We start from the raw sequence: 19,083 nt of genomic DNA, 5'->3' as shown, positions 1-19,083 counted from the left end.
GAACGGCTTTACGTAGGCGGGCGGGATGAGCCTGACGTCATGGCCGAGCCGTGTCAGCTCCCGCCCCCAGAAATGCGCGCCACCGCAGGCTTCCATCGCCACGAGGCAGGGCGGCAGCTTGCCGAAGAACTCGAGCACCGCGGCCCTTCTGAGCTTCTTGCGAAAGACCACGCCACCTCTGGCGTCAGCGCCATGGACCTGAAACACATTCTTCGCGAGATCCAATCCGACCGTGGTAATCTCCGACATGACCGCCTCCCAAAATGGATTGTTGCGATCCCACCCTGGCACGTCGATGCCGTCGGGGGGCGGTTACAGCATCAAGGCCACTCGCCTGAGAAACATCGGCATAACGTATTTCAGCGGAGGGTAGACTTTCTGCGGCGTTATCGTGCACGCGGTCAGGCTGGAGGATTGAGTTGTTTCCTCGAGCCGCCATCGACCGACATGCCATTGGCCAATGTGAAGCGGTTGCCCACTCAGTGCGCCTCCGAGGTAGCGAAGCGTAGACGTCGGAACCGGGCCTGAAACCGCGCCCCTCCCGCGAGGGTGCGGCTAACAAGCTGGTACGCATGATCAAGAGAGAAGGAGTTTATTTGGCGCCTTTGCAAGCGCTTTCCGTTCCAGAAACGCGGGCCGGTCTTGATCGGCAAGCTCGGTCCCGGATCGCGAAGGAGATCAACTTGAACTATGCAAGCTAAGAAATTCGGGCCGCAGCGGCCGGACGGGGCTTTCGTCGGCTGATTCCATGCCGAATCCGACCGACTGATCTTGCCGGCGGTGCCGAACCCGAGGACGTCAAGGCCGATCCCGTCTTACTACGCCGGCTGCTGACGCTCGAGTATACGGAACACATCAACAGCGCCGAGGTGGCCCGGTTTCGCGTGGTCCATCCCCACCATCCGCGGGCCGACGATGCGCGACCGTGCGAAATCTCTTAAGCGCATACTCGGCGTAATGGGCGAACTCGCCGCTATTGCCGTGCGGGAGGTAGAGTGATGGATGCGATTTACGAAATCGTTGCCGATGCCCTTCGGCGAGCCCGCCTTGTCCGCAAGCGCCTGGACGCCTGGGCAATTTTCGCGTCTCGATCCGCGGCGGCGCACTTTTGCATCCGACATCGTTCGGCGGATCTTAAACCGGGAGATCGTGACCAAGGCATTTCTCAGAGATGTCGAGTTTGCGCCCCTGGTCGATGCGGCGCTCGACGTAGCCGAAGCCTATATAATCGCGAATGCCTTGTTCGAGACATGAGGTGCGCGGCGCCCTTCCAGATGCGCGGCCTTGACGGAGCAAGCAATGTTCGCCGTTGCCGGGTCAGATCACCGGAAGCTCACGCGCCCGTCCCCATCCATCTGCTGCTTCAGCCGGAGCGCGATTCTCCTGAGGCCGAACCTTTTCGCGATCGCGGCCATGGATCGCGATCGCCTGAACGCTCCGTGATCAGCTCACGACGCGCAGCGGCGTTTTCGAATGACCGAGATTGCGGTGGCTGAAAGGACTCTGGACGTGTGCCAAGCTGTAGGGGATCGCCGATACCACGTCATGCAGCGTTTTCATGGCGATGCCCTTCTGAGCGTATTTTTTTTCCTTCATCGAGCCCCTCGTGACCCATCAGCGCTCTTTCAGCGTAGCCGGGGACGAGGTTGTCCATGAGGCGATGGTGGAACGTCGTGCGTAGAGCATGGAAGTCGAGCCCCCTCCAGTAGACCTTGTGGGTCTGCCGGTATTTCGTAAACTCCTTGGTGAAGAGCTCTGTGAAGGTTTCCTTGTGCTTGCCCCGCTTGAGGTGTGGGGACAGACGAGGCTCACCCTGTCGCCGCCGCAGTTCGACCAACTCGATGAGTCCAAGGCGCACGAGTTCCGGGTGGACAGGAATCTCCCGATGTCCAGCGTCGGACTTGATGCTGTTGCCGGGCATGTTGTGGAGCCGGTAATAGTGGATGCCGCCGTCCGTCTCGAAGTCATCGGGGGAGAGCTGGAGGATTTCCTCCTCGCGGCCGCCGCCGAGCAGGGCCATGAGCGGGGCCCAGAACATCGGATCGCCGACCTCATCACAGCCACCCCGAAACACCGGCGTTGCGAGAAAATCATAGATGCGGTCGTCCCAGGGGCGGCGATCCCGCTTCTCCTCGGTTCGGCGCATAGCATCGGCCGTCCTGTTACTGATCATGTGCTTCTGAAAGGGGCTCGTCTCGAGTTCGCCCAGTTTGACGAGCATCTTTGCCGGCCGGTTGAGCGCGCGGGTGTGCTTCAAAATAGTCTCAACCCGGATGCGCGGGATCAGGTTATCGAGCCTCGCCCGTTCGATCTTGGCCGGTGACCCTCCAGAGAAGGTCGCTTCAGCGACCGCGTGTTCGATCCTGCGTTGCTCCTCAGCGTCCGTCTTTGCGACCAGAGCATCCAGATCGCGGGTCTCCGAGCAACTCTTCGCATGGGACTCAGGAATTTTCCGCAATTTTTCTTTCACGTTACGGATCTCTTCGTCGGAAATCTCGCTCAGCAGGCGGTTGCCGAGCAAGCTGACCCAGATTCGCTTGCCGACCTCCATGTTGTTCTTGCTGGACTTTCTCCATTTCTCGCCGACGGCTGCGTCGGGAACCTCCTCCTCCCCGAAATCGTCTGTGTACCCCTCGACCTTCTTCGCGATGTAGAGGTCAAAATAGTCTTCGAGCAGCAGGGCAGCGACGTGCGGAGTTTTAGCCACGGGGGTTACCTCCGGTAGCTGGACGGCGGTCTGCCGCGTGGGTTTCTCTTCAGAATTGGTGGGCCTTTCGACCTGCGTGGCTGGTGACGGTCGAGCCTCCATGGCAGCCATGCGCACTGCAGGAATCCGAGCAGGACCGGGGCAAACGACAGGCTGTGGCGGTGTCGGAAAAACGACCGGAGGCGCAAAGGATCGGGCGGTGTTGGACGGCACGCAGGTGCGCTCCCTCGCATGCGGACCGCGGCCTGATCGGAAAAACGGGCTCTGGGCATCGTAGATACCGGTATCGCGACGCGCGTTTTCCTCAGCGGCATCGAGCATGACCCAAAGGGCGCGGTAGGCCAGTCGCGACCAGTCCTCGTCAGCTTCGTCAAGGTCGATGCCGAGCCTTCTCGCGGCTTCCCGAAGCGGCTCACGCGCCTGCTCCCTGTCCCGTAGGGACAGGGAGTGACGCAGAGTGTCGATCGCCACCTGGGCGCAATGGGCTTCATACGCGGCGGCCTCCACGGCGAGCTGCGGCGCGACCTTGCGGGCAAGCTCGCCTGCGTCAACGAGAAAGCAACCGAGCTCCTCGAGAATTTCTGCCATCATGTCGGGCCCGATCGCCATCGTCATCTCCGTCCGTCGGGCGAAGGCGATGTCTGCCAGAAAGGTCAATTTCTGGGCCAGCACCTTCGCTTCGTTCGGGAGATGCGTTCGAAGCGGGAATAGCAGTGACGATCTATTCGATGGGGTCCACATCCCCGCGGAAAGCCAGCGCCGCGGCCATCGGCGGCGCCAGTGAAAGCCTGTCAGGCGATATTCGAGATGGATTTGATTGATGGAGAAGTTTCGCAGCGCTCCGACTCCTGTGCCAGCGATTGTGCCAGACGGAGTGCCAGGAATCGTGCCAGAAACGGCCGCGCTGCGACTCCCCGAAGGAATTCGTTTGTTTTCAGCTACTTGAGTAAGTTGGCTCCGGCGGTAGGGATCGAACCTACGACCAATTGATTAACAGTCAACTGCTCTACCGCTGAGCTACGCCGGATCACCGCGGGCCGTATAGCAAGGGGTCCCGGCGCCGTAAAGGCCGATTTCACACAAGTTGGAAACGGCAGTCCGATCCGAGAGGGTCAAGCGGCTCGGTACGGTTTTTTTTCGTCAGATCAATAAGGTGGGCAAGAACATTACGCATCGCTGCGGGGAGAAGCGCTGGGGAGAGGTCGTCGTAGATCCGCTCGGCAAGCGAGCGCGCGGTGCTCGGACCGGCCCGAAGGGCCGCAAGGATCTGCCTCGTTCGTTCCTCGCGGTGCGCGACGAGCCACGCGAGCCGTTCCGCAGGGTCGCAGACCGAGTCGCCATGTCCGGGATAGAGGATCCGCGCGCCCCGCCGAGCCAGTCGGGCGCAGGAGGCGAGGTAGGCCGAGAGGTCGCCGTCGGGGGGCGAGACGAGCGAGCTCGACCAGCCCATCGCAACATCCCCCGTCAGGATCGCGTTGCCGGTCGCGAAGGACAGGTGGTTGCCGAAATGGCCGGGCGTCCAGAGCGCGACGGCGGACCAGGTACCGCCCCCGACGACCTCTCCGTCTGCGAGGCAGCGATCCGGCCGGAAGGCACGGTCGACACCCTCTCCGCCGGCGAGGCCGGAAAGCGCCTGCATCGCCGGCGACCGCCCCGCCGCGGCGTCGCCGTAGGCGAGGACGGGCGTGCCGGTGCGCGCGGAAAGCGCGGGAGCCAGTGCGGAATGGTCCAGATGGGCGTGGGTGACGAGGATCGCCTCTATCGTCTCACCAGCCAGTGCGGCGAGGATCGCGTCGAGATGCGCCTCGTCGGGCGGGCCGGGATCGACGACGGCGACCCGCCCGGTCCCGAGGATGTAGGTGTTCGTTCCCGTGAACGTCATCGCAGAAGGATTGGGCGCGCGCAGGCGCCGGATCCCCGGTTCGAGCGTTACTGCGTCGCTCATCGCGCTTTCTCCTTCCGGCCGATCCGCCTAGCGTGCCGCCCATGACCTTCGACTGGCTCAAACGCTACGTACCGCGGTCGCTCTATGGACGGGCGGCGCTCATCCTGCTGCTCCCGGTGGTGACGATCCAGCTCGTCGTCTCCGTCGTGTTCATTCAGAGACTTTTTGAGGACGTGACCGAGCAGATGACGGACAACGTCGTGCTGGAGCTTGCGCGGCTCGTGGATCTGGCGGAAGCCGCGCCCGATCCGGAGGCGGCCCGGGTTGCGATGGCCCCCCTCGCCCGCGCGCTTGAGATCGAGTCGCGATACCCGGACCCCGATCCGGTCCGGGGCGATTCTCGCGTCTTCTACGACCTCTCGGGGCGGCTGGTGATCCGCACCCTGCGCGCCTCCCTCGACGGGATCACCGGGATCGAGCTTGCGGAGGACGACAGCGTGGTGGAGTTGAGCTTGGCGTTGCTCGAAGCTCCGATCGGCTTCACCTTCGATCGCAATCGCGTCTCCGCGAAGAACCCGCATCAGCTTCTCGTCCTGATGATCGGCACGTCGCTTTTGATGACGATCATCGCCTATCTCTTCCTGCGCAACCAGATCCGTCCGATCCGACGACTGGCCGAGGCCGCGACGGCCTTCGGGCGTGGGCGCGTCGTGGCCTACCGCCCGGCGGGAGCGACGGAGGTCCGAAGCGCCGGCGCGGCCTTCCTCGACATGCGCCAGCGGATCACGCGGCAGATCGACCAGCGCACGATGATGCTCTCCGGGATCAGCCACGACCTGCGAACGCCGCTCACGCGCCTGCGCCTCGGCCTGTCGCTGCTCGACGAGGCAGAGGCGGAGGCGATGACGGGAGACGTCGCCGAGATGCAGAAGATGCTCGACGCCTTCCTCGACTTCGCCCGCGACGGGGCGCTCGACGATCCCGTGGAGATCGATCCGGCCGTTCTCCTGCGCGATGTCGCGGAGAATGCCAGCCGGGCGGGACAGGCGGTGCGGATTCACGAGATCGACGGTGCGGAGCCGGTCGTCCTGAGGCCGCTGGCCATCACCCGGGCTCTCGACAACCTCGTCGGCAACGCCGTGCGCTACGGCGACCGGGCGGAACTGTCGCTCGCGGTGGGCCGCAAGGCGCTGGTCTTCACCGTCGAGGATAACGGGCCGGGCATACCCGAGGCGGCACGGGCCGACGCGATCCGGCCTTTCTCGCGGCTCGATCCGGCGCGCAACCAGGATCGCGGCGGCGGCGTGGGTCTCGGTCTTTCGATCGCGATGGACATCGCACGTCAGCACGGCGGCACGCTCAGGCTCGAGGACAGCGAAAGGTTGGGCGGCCTCCGGGCCGATCTCGTTGTCGCACGCTGAGAGACGCTCAGGGCCGGAACCCCGTCGCCACGACGAATTTCTCCGCGCTGTCGGAGCGGCTGGCCGGGGGTTTGATGTTCGCCACCTTGTCGAAGCGTCGCTTGAGAACAGCCTGCAGCTCGCCCTCCGCCCCTCCCGCAAGCACCTTGGCGACAAAGGTGCCGCCCGGGTCGAGCACGTCGAAGGCCAGTTCCGCCGCCGCTTCGCAGAGTGCGACGATCCTGAGGTGGTCCGTTTGACGGTGACCCGAGGAGGAGGCCGCCATGTCGGAGAGGACCACGTCGGCATGTCCGCCGAGCCAGTCCTTCACCCGCTCGTCGGCTCCCTCCTCGAGGAAATCGAGGACGTGCAGCTCGGCCCCGGCGATCGGTTCGACCTCCTGGATGTCGACGCCGATCACAAGGCCCCGCGCCTTGCCCGACCGCGCCCCGTCGGCGTTCGTCCGCTGTACCGCGACCTGGCTCCACCCCCCGGGCGCACAGCCGAGATCGACGACGCGCGCGCCCGGGACGAGAAAGCGGAAACGGTCGTCGAGTTCGATGATCTTGAAGGCGGCCCGCCCGCGATAGCCTTCGGCCTTGGCGCGCTTCACGTAAGGGTCGTTCAGCTGACGCTGAAGCCACCGCGTGCTCGAAAGCGTACGGCCGCGGGCCGTCTTGACCTTGACAGTGAGATCGCGTCGGCCGCGACCGGAGCTCTTGCCGGGTTTCTTGTCCATAGATCCCGTCATGGTCCGACCGGGCGCGGAACTCAAGCCATCCCGGTCCACGCCTAGTAAGGACCTTCCTCCAGAACGCCGTCGGCCGACATCTGCGCATAGAGCAATCCCTCGCGCAGACCACGGTCGGCAACGCTGAGCCGGTCGGTGGGCCAGACACGCAACAGCGCCTGCAGGATCGCGGCGCCGGACATGATGAGCGTATGCCGGTCGCGCCCGATCCGCGGATCGGTCCGCCTCCCCTCGGGTCCGAGGGTGAGGTAGTCGCGGATCACCGCGTCGATCTGATCGGAAGTCATCCGGAGACCGTCGACGCGGTTGCGGTCGTAGCGGCGCAATCCCAGGTGGCTCGCCGCGACTGTGGTCACGGTGCCCGACGTACCGATGATCTGGAATCCGGCCCGTGCCTGTTCGCGCGCATAGGGTGCGAAGCTCGCGAGGTTCTCCTCGAAATACCAGCTCATCAGTGCGAACCGGGCGGCGTCGTTCTTCACGTCGTCGAACTGTTCGCGCAGGGTCGCCACGCCGAGCGGCACGGAGATCCAGTCCACGACGCGCGCCGCGGGGAAAGGCGAATCGTCCGCCGGCTTGAACCCGGCATGAAGCCGCATGATGGCACGGGGCCGGTCGAGCTTCGGCACGCGCGTCAGGTCGATCCAGACGAGTTCCGTCGAGCCGCCCCCGATATCGACGACGAGGAGCTGTTCGGTCTTGATGGAAACGAGCGGAGCGCAGGAGATGACAGCGAGGCGCGCCTCCTCCTCCGGCTCGATGATCTCGAGCTGCAGCCCCGTCTCCCGCCGGATCGTCGCCATGAACTCCGCGGCGTTCTCCGCGCGGCGGCAGGCCTCGGTCGCGACGAGGCGCATGCGGGACACGGAATGCTTCCGGAGCTTCGACTGGCAGATCCGGAGCGCATGGGCCGTGCGCCCCATCGAGGCCCGGCTGAGCCGCCCGGTCATCTCGAGCCCCTGCCCCAGTTGCACGGATTTCGAGAAACTGTCGACGACGTGGAATTGCGCTCCCTTCGGCTGCGCGATAAGCATCCGGCAGGAATTGGTTCCGAGATCGAGCGCGGCGTAGAGCGACGCAGGATCCACCTTTGCGGTGGCCTCCGGCTCTACCGGCTTCGGGTACGCCCCCGCTCCGATGGGACGCTTGGGCGCCATGCTCGATCCTCCTGGAATGTTCGTTAAGACTAAGGACGGGTTTGTGATCGCGCAACCCTTGCGTAACCCGATGCGGGTCGGGACGACCGACGCGACACCTCCGGTCTCCTGCTTTACTCTGCACGGAGTGCCGTTCGCTGGAGCGGCCGCGTCGCGGGCAGGGCGTCAGATGTCGAAATTCGACATCTTCGACATCAGATTGTCCGTATGAGAAGGCAACAACGAGGACGAGTTCATGGCGGACGTCACCATCCTTTACTGGCGCGACATACCGGCGCAGGTCATCGTCGGAAAAGGACGCCGCGGTACCAAGCGGCCCCTGCCCGAACGGTTCGAGCAAGCGATCGACCGCGCCGCGATGAAGACCGGCGCGGCCGGAACGGACGCCTATCTCGCCGAATGGCGGCGGGCCGACCCCTACCCGGTCGAGGGCGAGGACGTCACGGTCGCCGAAGCCGAGGTCGCGCGCATCGATGCCGAATACGATTCCCAGCGCATCCGCGCCCTGATCGCCAACGACGGATGGGCGTGAGCCGCCGCCGCATTTCCCTTCGCCCCCTGGAGAGCCTGATGTCGATCCTGAATTTCAAACGGTCGAAACCCAAGTCCATCGCGGATACCGGCACGACCGCAGCGTTCCTGCAGGGCTACTCGATCGAGGTGATGCCGCGCACCGCGGAGAAGATCGAGGATTTCCGGGCCATCCTGCCCGCAGCCACCCGCGTCTACATCGCCCATATCGACGGGACCCCGATCGAGGACATGGTGGCGACCGCGAAGCGCATCGCGGACGAAGGTTTCCCCGTCATGCCGCATTTCCCGGCCCGGTCCATCGCCGACCGCGCGACCCTCGCGGACTGGATCGCGCGCTACCGCGGCGAGGCGGGCGTCGATCAGGCGCTGCTCCTTGCCGGCGGCATCTCCGAGCCGCGCGGCGAGTTCTCCGACTCGATGCAACTCATGCAGACCGGCCTCTTCGGCGACTTCGCCCGCCTGCATGTCGCCGGTCACCCGGAGGGCAACCGCGACATCGACCTCGACGGCACCCAATCGAATGTCTCGAAGGCCCTGAGCTGGAAACAGGGCTTCTCGGACACGACCGACGCCGAAATGGCCATTGCCACGCAATTCTGCTTCGAGGCCGCGCCGGTCATCGAATGGGCGGAGGCGCTTCGGACATCCGGCATCACCCTGCCCGTCCATATCGGCGTCGCCGGCCCTGCGAAGCTGCAGACGCTCATCAAGTTCGCCATCGCCTGCGGCGTCGGCCCCTCGCTCAAGGTGTTGCAGAAGCGCGCGATGGATGTGACGAAGCTGCTCATGCCCTACGAGCCGACGGATTTCGTGGCCGAGCTTGCCGCCTACAAGGCCGCTCATCCCGAATTCCTCGTCGAGAGCGCGCACATCTTCCCGCTCGGCGGGATCAACGCGACCGCCGACTGGACTGCGACCCACGGCACGGCGCCGGCCCGGCTCCGCGCCTCCAAAGGATAGAGAATGACCCGCACCGTAATCGAATCGAAGACCAAGACCGTCACCATCGGCTTCGACGAGCCCTTCTGCGTCATCGGGGAGCGCATCAATCCCACCGGACGCAAGAAGCTCGCCGCCGAACTCGAGATGGACGATTTCTCCACCGTGGAGCGCGACGCGCTGGAGCAGGTCGCCTGCGGCGCGATGGTCCTCGACATCAACTCCGGTGCGGTCTTCACCAACAAGATGGCCGAGGATCCGCGCTACGCGGACAACAACTTCGTCGAGCCCATGCTGATGCCGGAACTGATCAGGCGGGTGCAGGCGCTCGTCGACGTGCCGCTCTGCATCGACAGCTCGGTGCCAGGCGCGCTCGAGAACGGTCTCGAGGCGGCGGAGGGTCGTCCGCTCCTAAATTCCGTCACCGGCGAGGAGGAGCGGCTCGAACTCGTGCTGCCGCTCGTCAAGAAGTACAACGTGCCGGTCGTGGCGATCTCCAACGACGACACCGGCATCTCCGAGGATCCGGAAGTGCGCTTCGCGGTCGCAAAGAAGATCGTCGAGCGGGCCGCGGATTTCGGCATTCCCGCGCATGACATCGTGGTCGATCCGCTCGTGATGCCCATCGGCGCGATGGCGACGGCCGGCCATCAGGTCTTCACGCTCGTGCGCCGCCTGCGCGACGAGCTTGGCGTGAACACCACCTGCGGCGCGTCGAACATCTCCTTCGGATTGCCGCACCGGCACGGGATCAACGCGGCCTTCCTGCCGATGGCGATCGGCGCGGGCATGACGAGCGCGATCATGAACCCCGTGCGGATGGCGGAAATGGAGGCGATCCGCGCCGCCAACTTCCTCATGAACCACGACGATAACGGGTACGAATGGATCCGCTTCTCGCGTGTTCTCGACGCCGTCGAGGGCGGGGAAACCTACGCCGAGGCGGCGAAGGCCCAAATGGCCGAGGGCGGCACCCGCGGTGGCCGCCGCCGCCGTCGCGCCTGACGCACGGGCCGGCGCGCGGGAGGCCGCGGGGCCGGTCTGGACTCTCGCGCCGCCTTGCCCTTTGAGGGACCCGCGCCATCCCGAAAGGCTCCCGCAATGGACACCGCATCAGACCCGCTCGTCATCTTCACGCCCTCGGGCAAGCGCGGGCGGGTCACCGCGGGCACCAGCGTTCTCGCCGCGGCACGCAAGCTCGGCGTCGATCTCGACAGCGTCTGCGGCGGCCGGGGGATCTGCTCGAAGTGCCAGGTCGTTCCGGGCTACGGGCAGTTCTCCAAGCATGGCGTGACCGTCGCCGACGACGCGCTGTCGGAGTGGAACGCGGTCGAGGCGCGCTATGACGAAAAGCGCGGCCTGAAGACGGGGCGCCGTCTCGGCTGCCAGGCACAGATCCTGCGCGACGTGGTGATCGACGTGCCCGCGGGCAGCCAGGTCCACCGGCAGGTCGTCCGCAAGGCCGCCACCCAGCGCGACATCACGCTCGACCCGGCCACCCGCCTCTATCTCGTGGAGGTAGACGAGCCCGACATGCACACGCCCACGGGCGATCTGCAACGGCTCAACCGCGCGCTCGCCGCGCAATGGGAGATCGGTCCGGTCACGGCGGACCTGCCTGTCCTGCAGCGGCTGCAGCCCGCGCTCCGGCAGGGCAACTGGCAGGTGACCGTCGCCGTCCATCAGGATCACCAGGGCGCGCCCCGCCTCGTCGACATCTGGCCCGGCTTCTACGAGGGCGGGCTCTACGGCCTCGCCATCGACCTGGGCTCGACCACGATCGCGGCGCATCTGTGCGACCTGAAGACCGGTGAGGTCGTGGCGTCCTCCGGCATCATGAACCCGCAGATCCGCTTCGGAGAGGATCTGATGAGCCGGGTGAGCTACGCGATGATGAACCCGGGCGGCGATGCGGAGATGACGCGGGCCGTGCGGGGCGCGATGGACGATCTCGTGACCGAGATCGCCACGGAGGCGGAGATCGAGCCCCGTGCGATCGTCGAGGCGGTGATCGTCTGCAATCCGGTCATGCACCACCTCCTCCTCGGTATCGATCCCGTGGAACTCGGCCAGGCACCCTTCGCGCTCGCCACGTCCGACAGCCTGTCGCTCGCCGCGTCCGACCTCGATCTTAGCGCGATGAACGCCGCCGCGCGCGCCTATCTCCTGCCATGCATCGCGGGCCATGTCGGCGCCGACGCCGCCGCCGTCGCGCTGAGCGAGATGCCGGGGCAGTCCGACGACCTGGTCCTCGTCGTGGATGTCGGCACCAACGCGGAGATCCTGCTCGGGGACCGTTCCGGCGTCCTCGCCTGCTCCTCGCCCACCGGGCCTGCGTTCGAGGGGGCGCAGATCTCCTCGGGCCAGCGCGCCGCGCCGGGCGCGATCGAGGCGATCCGGATCGATCCGGAAACGAAGGAGCCGCGTTTCCGCGTCATCGGCTGCGATCTCTGGTCCGACGAGGACGGGTTCGCGGAGGCCATCGCGACCACCGGCATCACCGGCATCTGCGGCTCGGGGATCATCGAGGCGGTCGCGGAAATGCGGATGGCGGGCCTTCTCGACGCAAGCGGCCTCATTGGATCGGCCGCGCAGGCCGGCACCGAGCGTCTGCAGCCCGAAGGCCGCACGCAGGCCTACCTGATCCACGAAGACGCGGACCGGCGGATCACGGTCACGCAATCCGACATCCGTGCCATCCAGCTGGCCAAATCCGCGCTCTACGCGGGCGCGCGCCTGCTGATGGACGAGCGGGGTGTCGACCGTGTCGACCGTGTCGTTCTTGCCGGCGCGTTCGGGGCACATATCAGCCCCAAGCACGCCATGGTCATCGGCATGATCCCCGACGTGCCGCTCGACAAGGTCACGAGCGCCGGGAACGCCGCGGGAACGGGGGCCCGCATCGCCCTTCTCGACCGCTCTGCACGCACCGGGATCGAGGGGATCGTCCGCGAAATTCGGAAGGTCGAGACGGCAATCGAACCGCGTTTCCAGGAGCATTTCGTCGCCGCGAACGCGATCCCGCACGCGACGGACATGTTCCCGGAACTCGCGCGGATCGTGACCCTGCCGCATGTCGCGTTCAACACCGCGGGTCTTTCGGGCGGACGTGCGCGCAAGCGGCAAAAACGGACCTAAAAAATTTCGCGAAAATCTCGATCGGGGTGAAACTTCTTCAGATCGCCTCCCGTGCTTCAATCAGAAAGTGCGTAGACGAGGTGAACGAAGGAATGAAGATGGACCGGTCCCGTAACACCCACGAACATGTCACGGTGCCTCTGGCCCTTAGCGAAAACCGGATCGGTCGCGAATAGCGCGGCTTGCTCTTGGTCAATTGCGCGTCCTTATGCCGAATACTTCAGCACGATACGGCCACCCGTGGCCTATGGCACGGGAATGACCGTTTTCGACAGGTTGCAATCCGCTGATCGCATGGGTCATTCCGACCCTGTCGACCACGAATTGCACCATACTTCCGACTGTGACGTATGAGCAGTCGCACGGGGTCATCTGAGTGCGTGGATGACGTGTCGCGTCGTTAGTCGCGATGGGAGTAGTGAGTGTAGCGTAGCGATTTCAGGGGTTTAACGAGTCTCGAAGTGAGTGTGCTGGTAAGTGGTTGGGAGGTCGCGTCCGGTCGGGCGCGACCTCTTTTTATTGCGGGATGGGACGGTTCAGGCCGCTTGACGTGTCCGCGCGTTCTGACATAGGACGTCCTGCGGGCGGGTGTAGCTCAATGGTAGAGCAGGAGCTTCCCAAGCTTAAGACGAGGGTTCGATTCCCTTCACCCGCTCCAGCCGCATCGATCCGATGGTCGATGCTCCCCGCCTCCCCGATCTTGTCAGCCCGCATTCGGCTTCCCACCTCTTCGGTAGGATAACCACCGAGGGGAACAGGATGTCGCTGAAGAACATGGCCGTGAAGATGGCGCTGGCCTTTGCCGCCGCGAAGGGCGTGCAGGCTTTCTCGCAATCTGGCGGGATCGAGGGGATGAAGCGGCGCCTGAACGAGCAGCAGCGCGCACGCGGCGGTTCCGGCAGCGGCTTGGGCGGACTTCTCTCCGGCGGCGGATCGAGCGGCGGGCTCGGCGGATTGCTGGGCCAGCTCGGCCTCGACACAACGAGTTCGGGCAGCTCGGGCCAGGGCAATTCGCTCGGCGGTCTGCTCGGCGGGCTCGCCGGCGCCTCCGGAGGCGCGGCCGCTGCAGGACGGATGGAAGGCCTTCTCGACACGACGCGACGGACGCCCGAGGGTACCGAGGAGGAGGAACAGGTCTCCGGCCTGATGATCCGCGCGATGGTCCAGTCGGCCCGGGCCGATGGCGAGATCGACGCGCAGGAACGGGCCACGCTGATGGAGGTGATCGGCGACAGCGACGCGGAGGAGACCGCCTTCATCGAGGCGCAGATGACCGCACCGGTTGATCCAGAGGCCCTCGCCCGCGACACGCCGAAGGGTCACGAGGTCGAGGTCTACACGGCGAGCGTGATCGCGATCGAGCCCGATAATCGTGCCGAGGCCGAGCATCTTGATAAGCTGGCGCGGGCCCTTGGCCTTGCGAAAAGCACCGTCAACGACATCCACGCCGCCCAGGGCAAGGCGCCACTCTACACCGTCTGATCGCCACGGAGCGCGGCCGGTCCGTCACGAAAAGGCTGGCCGCGCCGCGCCCGATTGTCTAGAAAACCGGGCACGTTCCGGAGCCTCGCCGATGTCCGACACCATCCTCGACCGCTGCGCCGCCCACGGTTTGCGCATGACCGATCAGAGGCGCATCGTGGCCCAGGTGATCGGCGAGGCCGTCGATCATCCCGATGTCGAGGAGCTCTATGCCCGCGCCTCCCGGCGCGATCCGAACATCTCCATCGCAACCGTCTACCGCACCGTGAAGCTCTTCGAGGAGACGGGCATCCTCGAGAAGCACGAGTTCCGCGACGGGCGCGCGCGGTACGAGGATGCGGAGCGGGAGCATCACGACCATCTCATCGACATGCAATCGGGCCACGTGATCGAGTTCGTCGACCCCGAGATCGAGGCGCTGCAGGAAAAGATCGCGCAGCGGCTCGGTTACGACCTGATCGGCCACCGGCTGGAACTCTATGCCGTTCCCCGCCGAAAGGGGCGCAGCTGAGCCCGCGTGCGTCGGGCCCTGTTCACGTCGCGGTGACGCTCTGCTATGCCCGGCACGATATCCAGAGGCGGAGCGCATCATGACCACGATCATCGACATCATCGGACGCGAAATCCTCGATAGCCGGGGCAACCCGACCGTCGAGGTCGACGTGGTTCTCGAAGACGGCACGCTGGGCCGCGCCGCGGTGCCCTCGGGGGCCTCCACGGGCGCCCACGAGGCGGTGGAGCGGCGCGACGGGGACAAGTCCCGCTACATGGGCAAGGGTGTTCTCGAGGCGGTGGCGGCAGTGAACGGGGAACTCGCCGAAGGGCTCGTCGGCATGGACGCGACCGAGCAGGAAGCGCTCGACGCCACGATGATCGAGATGGACGGCACCGACAACAAGGGCCGCCTCGGTGCCAACGCGATCCTCGGCGTCTCCCTCGCCGCGGCGAAGGCGGCGGCGGAGGCATGCGGGCAGCCGCTCTTCCGCTACGTGGGCGGCACCGCGGCCCGCGCCCTGCCGGTGCCGATGATGAACATCATCAACGGCGGGGAGCATGCCGACAACCCGATCGACATCCAGGAATTCATGATCATGCCGGTCTCTGCGCCGAACATCCGCGACGCAGTGCGGATGGGTGCGGAGGTGTTCCATACGCTGAAGAAGGAGCTGACCGCGGCCGGCATGTCGACGGGCCTGGGCGACGAGGGCGGCTTCGCGCCCGCGCTCGGCTCCACCCGCGACGCGCTCGACTTCATCCTGCGCTCCGTGGAGAAGGCCGGCTACACCCCCGGCGACGACGTCATGCTGGCGATGGATTGCGCCGCGACCGAGTATTACGAGAACGGCAAGTACGAGATGAAGGGCGAAGGCGCGTCCCTCTCGTCCGAGGAGAACGTGGCCTATCTCGAGAAACTTGTCGCCGATTACCCGATCCTCTCGATCGAGGACGGCATGTCGGAGGACGATTGGGACGGCTGGAAAATGCTGACCGACGCGCTCGGCGACAAGGTGCAGCTCGTGGGTGACGACCTCTTCGTCACGAACCCCACGCGGCTGCAGGACGGGATCGACAAGGGCTGCGGCAATTCGCTGCTCGTCAAGGTGAACCAGATCGGCACGCTGTCGGAAACGCTGCGCGCCGTCGACATGGCCCACCGCGCACGGATGACCGCCGTCATGTCGCACCGCTCCGGCGAGACGGAGGACGCGACGATCGCCGATCTCGCCGTCGCCACGAATTGCGGGCAGATCAAGACCGGCTCGCTCGCCCGCTCCGACCGGCTCGCCAAGTACAACCAGCTCATCCGCATCGAGGAGATGCTGGGCGAGACCGCGCGCTATGCCGGCCGCTCGATCCTGAGATGAGCCGGGAGGCGTTCGTGGCGCTCACGGGCAGGCGGCTCGTCCACCGCACGCTCGCCGCGAACCGCGCGGGGATCGAGGCCGAGGGCCTTCTCCGCGCGGGCGAGATCGCCCGTCGGGCCGGCACCGATCGCTCGATCGCCCTGCGCGCGAAAGCCCTCACCTTCATGCTTGGCGAGCGGAGCGCGACGCTGAACCACCAGCTTCCGCTCCGCGCCGGCAGGAACGCGGATTTCCTCGACGGCTGCTCCATCCATACCTGGGCGGAGCAGCTCGACGAACGCGTTTTCCTCTGGCCAGCACGGGGCGGTGCAGCCTTCGGCACGAGCCTCGGGGATCGTGGCCAGGCTTGGGAGATCGCCCTCGACGCGGGCGCGCTTTACGATGCGCTTGCGGACCGGATCGACCTCGCGCCCATCAATACCGGAAACGCGAGGCGCCGTCCGACGCCTCGTGGCGATTGGATCTACGTCCTCGCGACCGAAGCCCGGCGATTTCGGCGCAACCGCATCGAACGGGGCCGCGCGGCGAAACCCGACCGGCTCGTGGAAGTCTCCGTCCGGGGCGACATTCCGGCGGATCTCCTGCGGCGGATCGCGGGATGATCCGGGCGCTCATCTTCGACGTTTTCGGGACCTGCACAGACTGGCGCAGCTCGGTGGCGCGCGAGGTAGCGGCGGCGCTGCCCGGCCTCGACGCCACGGCCTTCGCCGATGCCTGGCGCGGCGAGTACCAGCCCGCGATGGAGCGCATCCGCTCCGGCGCCCGGTCCTATACCGCGCTCGACGACCTGCATCGGGAGAATCTCGATACGGTCTGCACGCGCTTCGGCGTCACCCCGGACGATCCCGCCGATCTCGCCCGCGCCTGGGAACGGCTCGATCCCTGGTCCGACGTCCCCGAGGGGCTCGCGCGGCTGCGACGGGACCGCATCGTCGCCCCCTGCTCCAACGGATCCATCGCGCTCATGACGCGCCTCGCGCGCCATGCGGGCCTCGGGTGGGATTGCATCCTCGGAGCGGAGATCGCGCGGGCCTATAAGCCCGATCCGGCCGTCTACCGCGCCGCCTGCGCCGCGCTGCGGCTCGCCCCTCAGGAGGTGATGATGGTCGCGGCCCATAACAGCGACCTCGCCGCCGCTCGCGCGGAAGGGCTCGCCACGGCCTTCGTCCTGCGCCCGACGGAGCACGGACCCGAGCAGGCGACGGACCTTGCCCCCGAGGCGGATTGGGATGTGAGCGTGGGGAACTTCACCGAACTCGCGGAGGCCCTTGCGTGACCGCCGAGGAGATCATCGCCGAACTCGACCTCGCGCCTCATCCGGAAGGTGGGCACTTCCGGCAGACCTGGATCGCGGACGGCCCCGGACGGCCCACCGGCACCTGCATCTACTTCCTGCTCCGTGCCGGAGAGGCGAGCCATTGGCACCGCGTGGATGCCACGGAGATCTGGCACTTCTACCGTGGCGATCCGCTTGTCCTCTCGATCGCCGCGGATGCGGAAGGACCGGCCCGCGACCACCTGCTCGGCCCGGAGATCGGTCCCGGGCGCGGTCCGCAGGCGATCGTTCCCCCGGGTCACTGGCAGGCGGCGCGGACCACCGGCGAATGGACGCTCGTGGGCTGCACGGTCAGCCCCGCCTTCCGCTTCGAGGGGTTCGAGCTCGCCCCGCCGGGCTTCGACATCCCCCGGCGCTGAGCCGCGTCAGGGGGCCGTCGCCTCCAGCTCTTCGACCGACATGTCGGTTACGAAGGCGAATTCCTGATCCGGCGTGGAGACGAGGTTGGCGTTCTCCACCGGAAGGAAGATCTCCCGCCCCTCGACGTCTGCGATGATCCCGATAAGCTGACCGGCCCGGGACAGGACGACATCGTCGATCGTTCCGATCTCCGTCCACGTGGTCTCGATCGTGTCGAAGATCGCCCCCGGCGTGAGGGTGCGGTCCGACCCGAGCGAATAGACCGGCCCCCCGGTCATCTGATCGACCCGTATTCCGTCGCCGCTGACGATGAGGTCCTGTGCCGCGGCCAATCCGGTCGAGAGACCGAAGGCAAGCGTGATCAGCAAGGGCGTTCTCATGGACCGGTTCCTCCGAGATTTCCATACACCTGACAACCGCGATCTCGCGAAGCGGTTCCCCGCCCCCTGAACACTCAACCCATGCGGTCGGAGGAATAGGACCCCGGCGAGGCGGGAAAGACCACCGTCTTGTTGCCGTTGAGAAAGCTGCGCCGCCGCGCATGGGCGTGGATCGCCCGCGCGAGCACGGCCGCCTCCACGTCGCGACCGAGAGAGACGTAATCGTCGGCCGATTGCGCATGGGTCACGCGCACCGTGTCCTGCTCGATGATCGGCCCCTCGTCGAGATCGCCGGTCACGTAATGGGACGTCGCGCCGATCAGCTTCACGCCCCGCAGGAAGGCCTGCTTGTAGGGGTTCGCGCCCTTGAAGGAGGGCAGGAAGGAATGGTGGATGTTGATGATCCGTCCCGACATCTTCGTGCACATCTCGTCCGACAGGATCTGCATGTATCGGGCGAGCACGACGAGCTCCGCCTCCGTCTCCTCCACGATCGCCATGATCTGCGCCTCGGCCGCGGCCTTGTTCTGCGGCGTCACGCGGATGCAGTGGAACGGGATGTCGTGGTTCACGACGACCTTCTGGTAATCCATGTGGTTGGAGATCACCGCAACGATCTCGATCGGCAGCGCGCCGATCCGCCAGCGGTAGAGCAGATCGTTGAGGCAGTGGCCGAACCGGGAGACCATGATGACGACCCGCATCTTCTGCGCCTCGTCGTAGAAGGCGTGCTCCATCTCGAACGTCTTCGACAGTTCGGAGAAGGCCGCGTCGAGATCGGCGAGCCCCTTGCCTGCTTCGGAGGAAAAGCTCATCCGCATGAAGAAGTTGCCGGTCTCGATATCGTCGAATTGCGAGGCGTCGTGGATATTGCAGCCCTGCTCGGCGAGGAAGCCCGAGATCGCGGCGACGATGCCGCGGCGCGAGGGGCAGGTCACGGTGAGGCAGAGCTTGTTCATTCGGTGTCTCCTGTCGCGGCGGCGTGGTGGGCCGGCGCCTGCCTGTTTCTGTCGTCACGGGCCCACGCTCACGCGGCCGGGTCCTGTCGCGTCCTAGGGGGATTGTCGCCCGTCCACTTCTGCGAATGCGACCTTTCCCGGCAACGCCCGACCTCGGACGATGTCGCGGTGTGACAGCCCGGAAAAGCGC

At 66.0% G+C, this 19,083-nt stretch carries 18 protein-coding genes, 2 tRNA genes and 1 pseudogene; 13 read left to right on the top strand and 8 right to left on the bottom strand.

Annotated elements, in window-relative coordinates:
- A pseudogene (locus tag LX81_RS05920) lies at window positions 1-249 on the bottom strand (IS110 family transposase); the annotation flags it as partial.
- Window positions 250-1,026: 777 nt separating this feature from the next.
- Between LX81_RS05920 and LX81_RS05915 the strand changes: the two are divergent.
- Window positions 1,027-1,254 carry a hypothetical protein gene (locus LX81_RS05915; protein WP_111536358.1) on the top strand — a complete coding sequence of 76 codons (228 nt, stop codon included), beginning with the start codon at window positions 1,027-1,029 and terminating at the stop codon, window positions 1,252-1,254.
- Window positions 1,255-1,543: 289 nt separating this feature from the next.
- Here LX81_RS05915 and LX81_RS05910 read toward each other — a convergent pair whose 3' ends face one another.
- From LX81_RS05910 to LX81_RS05900, 3 genes are all read right to left on the bottom strand, one after another.
- Window positions 1,544-3,379, bottom strand: a complete 1,836-nt coding sequence (locus LX81_RS05910; RefSeq protein ID WP_111536357.1) for a hypothetical protein — start codon at window positions 3,377-3,379, stop codon at window positions 1,544-1,546.
- A gap of 280 nt (window positions 3,380-3,659) precedes the next feature.
- Window positions 3,660-3,734: transfer RNA gene (locus LX81_RS05905), tRNA-Asn, on the bottom strand.
- Between the two features lie 48 nt (window positions 3,735-3,782).
- The gene (locus LX81_RS05900; RefSeq protein ID WP_111536356.1) at window positions 3,783-4,652 is read right to left on the bottom strand and encodes an MBL fold metallo-hydrolase; all 870 of its coding nucleotides are present in this window, start codon (window positions 4,650-4,652) and stop codon (window positions 3,783-3,785) included.
- 41 nt (window positions 4,653-4,693) lie between these two features.
- Between LX81_RS05900 and LX81_RS05895 the strand changes: the two genes are divergently transcribed.
- Entirely contained in the window at window positions 4,694-6,013 is a 1,320-nt protein-coding gene (locus tag LX81_RS05895) for an ATP-binding protein (RefSeq protein WP_111536355.1), read from the top strand.
- Between the two features lie 7 nt (window positions 6,014-6,020).
- On the opposite strand, the gene LX81_RS05890 is transcribed toward LX81_RS05895, so the two are convergent.
- Together LX81_RS05890 and LX81_RS05885 are read right to left on the bottom strand one after the other, a co-directional pair.
- Window positions 6,021-6,731 (bottom strand): RlmE family RNA methyltransferase, encoded by a 711-nt coding sequence (locus LX81_RS05890; protein WP_111536354.1) that lies wholly within the window; start codon window positions 6,729-6,731, stop codon window positions 6,021-6,023.
- A 53-nt stretch (window positions 6,732-6,784) separates the two neighbouring features.
- A complete protein-coding gene (locus LX81_RS05885; protein WP_111536353.1) occupies window positions 6,785-7,900 on the bottom strand; it encodes a Ppx/GppA phosphatase family protein in 1,116 nt (371 codons plus the stop codon).
- 235 nt (window positions 7,901-8,135) lie between these two features.
- On the opposite strand from LX81_RS05885, the gene LX81_RS05875 reads away from it, so the two are divergent.
- From LX81_RS05875 to LX81_RS05825, 11 genes are all read left to right on the top strand, one after another.
- Window positions 8,136-8,432, top strand: coding sequence for a virulence factor (locus tag LX81_RS05875; protein WP_111536351.1), 297 nt, complete (start codon window positions 8,136-8,138; stop codon window positions 8,430-8,432).
- A 38-nt stretch (window positions 8,433-8,470) separates the two neighbouring features.
- Window positions 8,471-9,394: a methylenetetrahydrofolate reductase gene (locus tag LX81_RS05870; RefSeq protein WP_111536350.1), complete on the top strand. Its 924-nt coding sequence runs from the start codon at window positions 8,471-8,473 to the stop codon at window positions 9,392-9,394.
- A 3-nt stretch (window positions 9,395-9,397) separates the two neighbouring features.
- Window positions 9,398-10,378 (top strand): methyltetrahydrofolate cobalamin methyltransferase, encoded by a 981-nt coding sequence (locus LX81_RS05865; protein WP_111536349.1) that lies wholly within the window; start codon window positions 9,398-9,400, stop codon window positions 10,376-10,378.
- A gap of 96 nt (window positions 10,379-10,474) precedes the next feature.
- The gene (locus LX81_RS05860) at window positions 10,475-12,511 is read left to right on the top strand and encodes an ASKHA domain-containing protein (protein ID WP_111536348.1); all 2,037 of its coding nucleotides are present in this window, start codon (window positions 10,475-10,477) and stop codon (window positions 12,509-12,511) included.
- A 584-nt stretch (window positions 12,512-13,095) separates the two neighbouring features.
- Window positions 13,096-13,169, top strand: a tRNA-Gly gene (locus LX81_RS05855).
- A gap of 101 nt (window positions 13,170-13,270) precedes the next feature.
- Window positions 13,271-13,993, top strand: a complete 723-nt coding sequence (locus tag LX81_RS05850) for a DUF533 domain-containing protein (protein WP_111536347.1) — start codon at window positions 13,271-13,273, stop codon at window positions 13,991-13,993.
- A 91-nt stretch (window positions 13,994-14,084) separates the two neighbouring features.
- Window positions 14,085-14,504: a Fur family transcriptional regulator gene (locus tag LX81_RS05845; protein ID WP_111536346.1), complete on the top strand. Its 420-nt coding sequence runs from the start codon at window positions 14,085-14,087 to the stop codon at window positions 14,502-14,504.
- A 79-nt stretch (window positions 14,505-14,583) separates the two neighbouring features.
- On the top strand, window positions 14,584-15,858 hold the full coding sequence (gene eno, locus LX81_RS05840) for a phosphopyruvate hydratase (protein WP_111536345.1): 1,275 nt from the start codon (window positions 14,584-14,586) through the stop codon (window positions 15,856-15,858).
- Window positions 15,855-16,460: a DUF7002 family protein gene (locus tag LX81_RS05835; RefSeq protein ID WP_111536344.1), complete on the top strand. Its 606-nt coding sequence runs from the start codon at window positions 15,855-15,857 to the stop codon at window positions 16,458-16,460. The genes eno and LX81_RS05835 overlap by 4 nt, the downstream gene beginning before the upstream one ends.
- Entirely contained in the window at window positions 16,457-17,134 is a 678-nt protein-coding gene (locus tag LX81_RS05830; protein WP_111536343.1) for a haloacid dehalogenase type II, read from the top strand. The genes LX81_RS05835 and LX81_RS05830 overlap by 4 nt, the downstream gene beginning before the upstream one ends.
- Entirely contained in the window at window positions 17,131-17,553 is a 423-nt protein-coding gene (locus LX81_RS05825) for a cupin domain-containing protein (protein ID WP_111536342.1), read from the top strand. Before LX81_RS05830 ends, LX81_RS05825 begins: the two co-directional genes overlap by 4 nt.
- Window positions 17,554-17,559: 6 nt before the next feature.
- On the opposite strand, the gene LX81_RS05820 is transcribed toward LX81_RS05825, so the two are convergent.
- Window positions 17,560-17,934 (bottom strand): hypothetical protein, encoded by a 375-nt coding sequence (locus LX81_RS05820; protein ID WP_111536341.1) that lies wholly within the window; start codon window positions 17,932-17,934, stop codon window positions 17,560-17,562.
- 74 nt (window positions 17,935-18,008) lie between these two features.
- Entirely contained in the window at window positions 18,009-18,893 is an 885-nt protein-coding gene (gene purU / locus LX81_RS05815; protein ID WP_111536340.1) for a formyltetrahydrofolate deformylase, read from the bottom strand.
- Window positions 18,894-19,083: the final 190 nt, after the last annotated feature.

This window comes from Palleronia aestuarii, assembly GCF_003253995.1.
GTDB lineage: Bacteria > Pseudomonadota > Alphaproteobacteria > Rhodobacterales > Rhodobacteraceae > Palleronia > Palleronia aestuarii.
The sequence above is the reverse complement of the archived record's forward strand: the minus strand, read 5'-3'. Positions and strand labels throughout refer to the sequence as shown.

What these genes read in the sequence shown, in the direction of transcription:
- LX81_RS05915 (WP_111536358.1), top strand. Translation starts at nt 1,027, where the DNA reads ATGCCCTTCGGCGAGCCCGCCTTGTCCGCAAGCGCCTGGACGCCTGGG.
- LX81_RS05900 (WP_111536356.1), bottom strand. Translation starts at nt 4,652, where the DNA reads ATGAGCGACGCAGTAACGCTCGAACCGGGGATCCGGCGCCTGCGCGCG.
- LX81_RS05895 (WP_111536355.1), top strand. Translation starts at nt 4,694, where the DNA reads ATGACCTTCGACTGGCTCAAACGCTACGTACCGCGGTCGCTCTATGGA.
- LX81_RS05890 (WP_111536354.1), bottom strand. Translation starts at nt 6,731, where the DNA reads ATGGACAAGAAACCCGGCAAGAGCTCCGGTCGCGGCCGACGCGATCTC.
- LX81_RS05885 (WP_111536353.1), bottom strand. Translation starts at nt 7,900, where the DNA reads ATGGCGCCCAAGCGTCCCATCGGAGCGGGGGCGTACCCGAAGCCGGTA.
- LX81_RS05875 (WP_111536351.1), top strand. Translation starts at nt 8,136, where the DNA reads ATGGCGGACGTCACCATCCTTTACTGGCGCGACATACCGGCGCAGGTC.
- LX81_RS05870 (WP_111536350.1), top strand. Translation starts at nt 8,471, where the DNA reads ATGTCGATCCTGAATTTCAAACGGTCGAAACCCAAGTCCATCGCGGAT.
- LX81_RS05865 (WP_111536349.1), top strand. Translation starts at nt 9,398, where the DNA reads ATGACCCGCACCGTAATCGAATCGAAGACCAAGACCGTCACCATCGGC.
- LX81_RS05860 (WP_111536348.1), top strand. Translation starts at nt 10,475, where the DNA reads ATGGACACCGCATCAGACCCGCTCGTCATCTTCACGCCCTCGGGCAAG.
- LX81_RS05850 (WP_111536347.1), top strand. Translation starts at nt 13,271, where the DNA reads ATGTCGCTGAAGAACATGGCCGTGAAGATGGCGCTGGCCTTTGCCGCC.
- LX81_RS05845 (WP_111536346.1), top strand. Translation starts at nt 14,085, where the DNA reads ATGTCCGACACCATCCTCGACCGCTGCGCCGCCCACGGTTTGCGCATG.
- eno (WP_111536345.1), top strand. Translation starts at nt 14,584, where the DNA reads ATGACCACGATCATCGACATCATCGGACGCGAAATCCTCGATAGCCGG.
- LX81_RS05835 (WP_111536344.1), top strand. Translation starts at nt 15,855, where the DNA reads ATGAGCCGGGAGGCGTTCGTGGCGCTCACGGGCAGGCGGCTCGTCCAC.
- LX81_RS05830 (WP_111536343.1), top strand. Translation starts at nt 16,457, where the DNA reads ATGATCCGGGCGCTCATCTTCGACGTTTTCGGGACCTGCACAGACTGG.
- LX81_RS05820 (WP_111536341.1), bottom strand. Translation starts at nt 17,934, where the DNA reads ATGAGAACGCCCTTGCTGATCACGCTTGCCTTCGGTCTCTCGACCGGA.
- purU (WP_111536340.1), bottom strand. Translation starts at nt 18,893, where the DNA reads ATGAACAAGCTCTGCCTCACCGTGACCTGCCCCTCGCGCCGCGGCATC.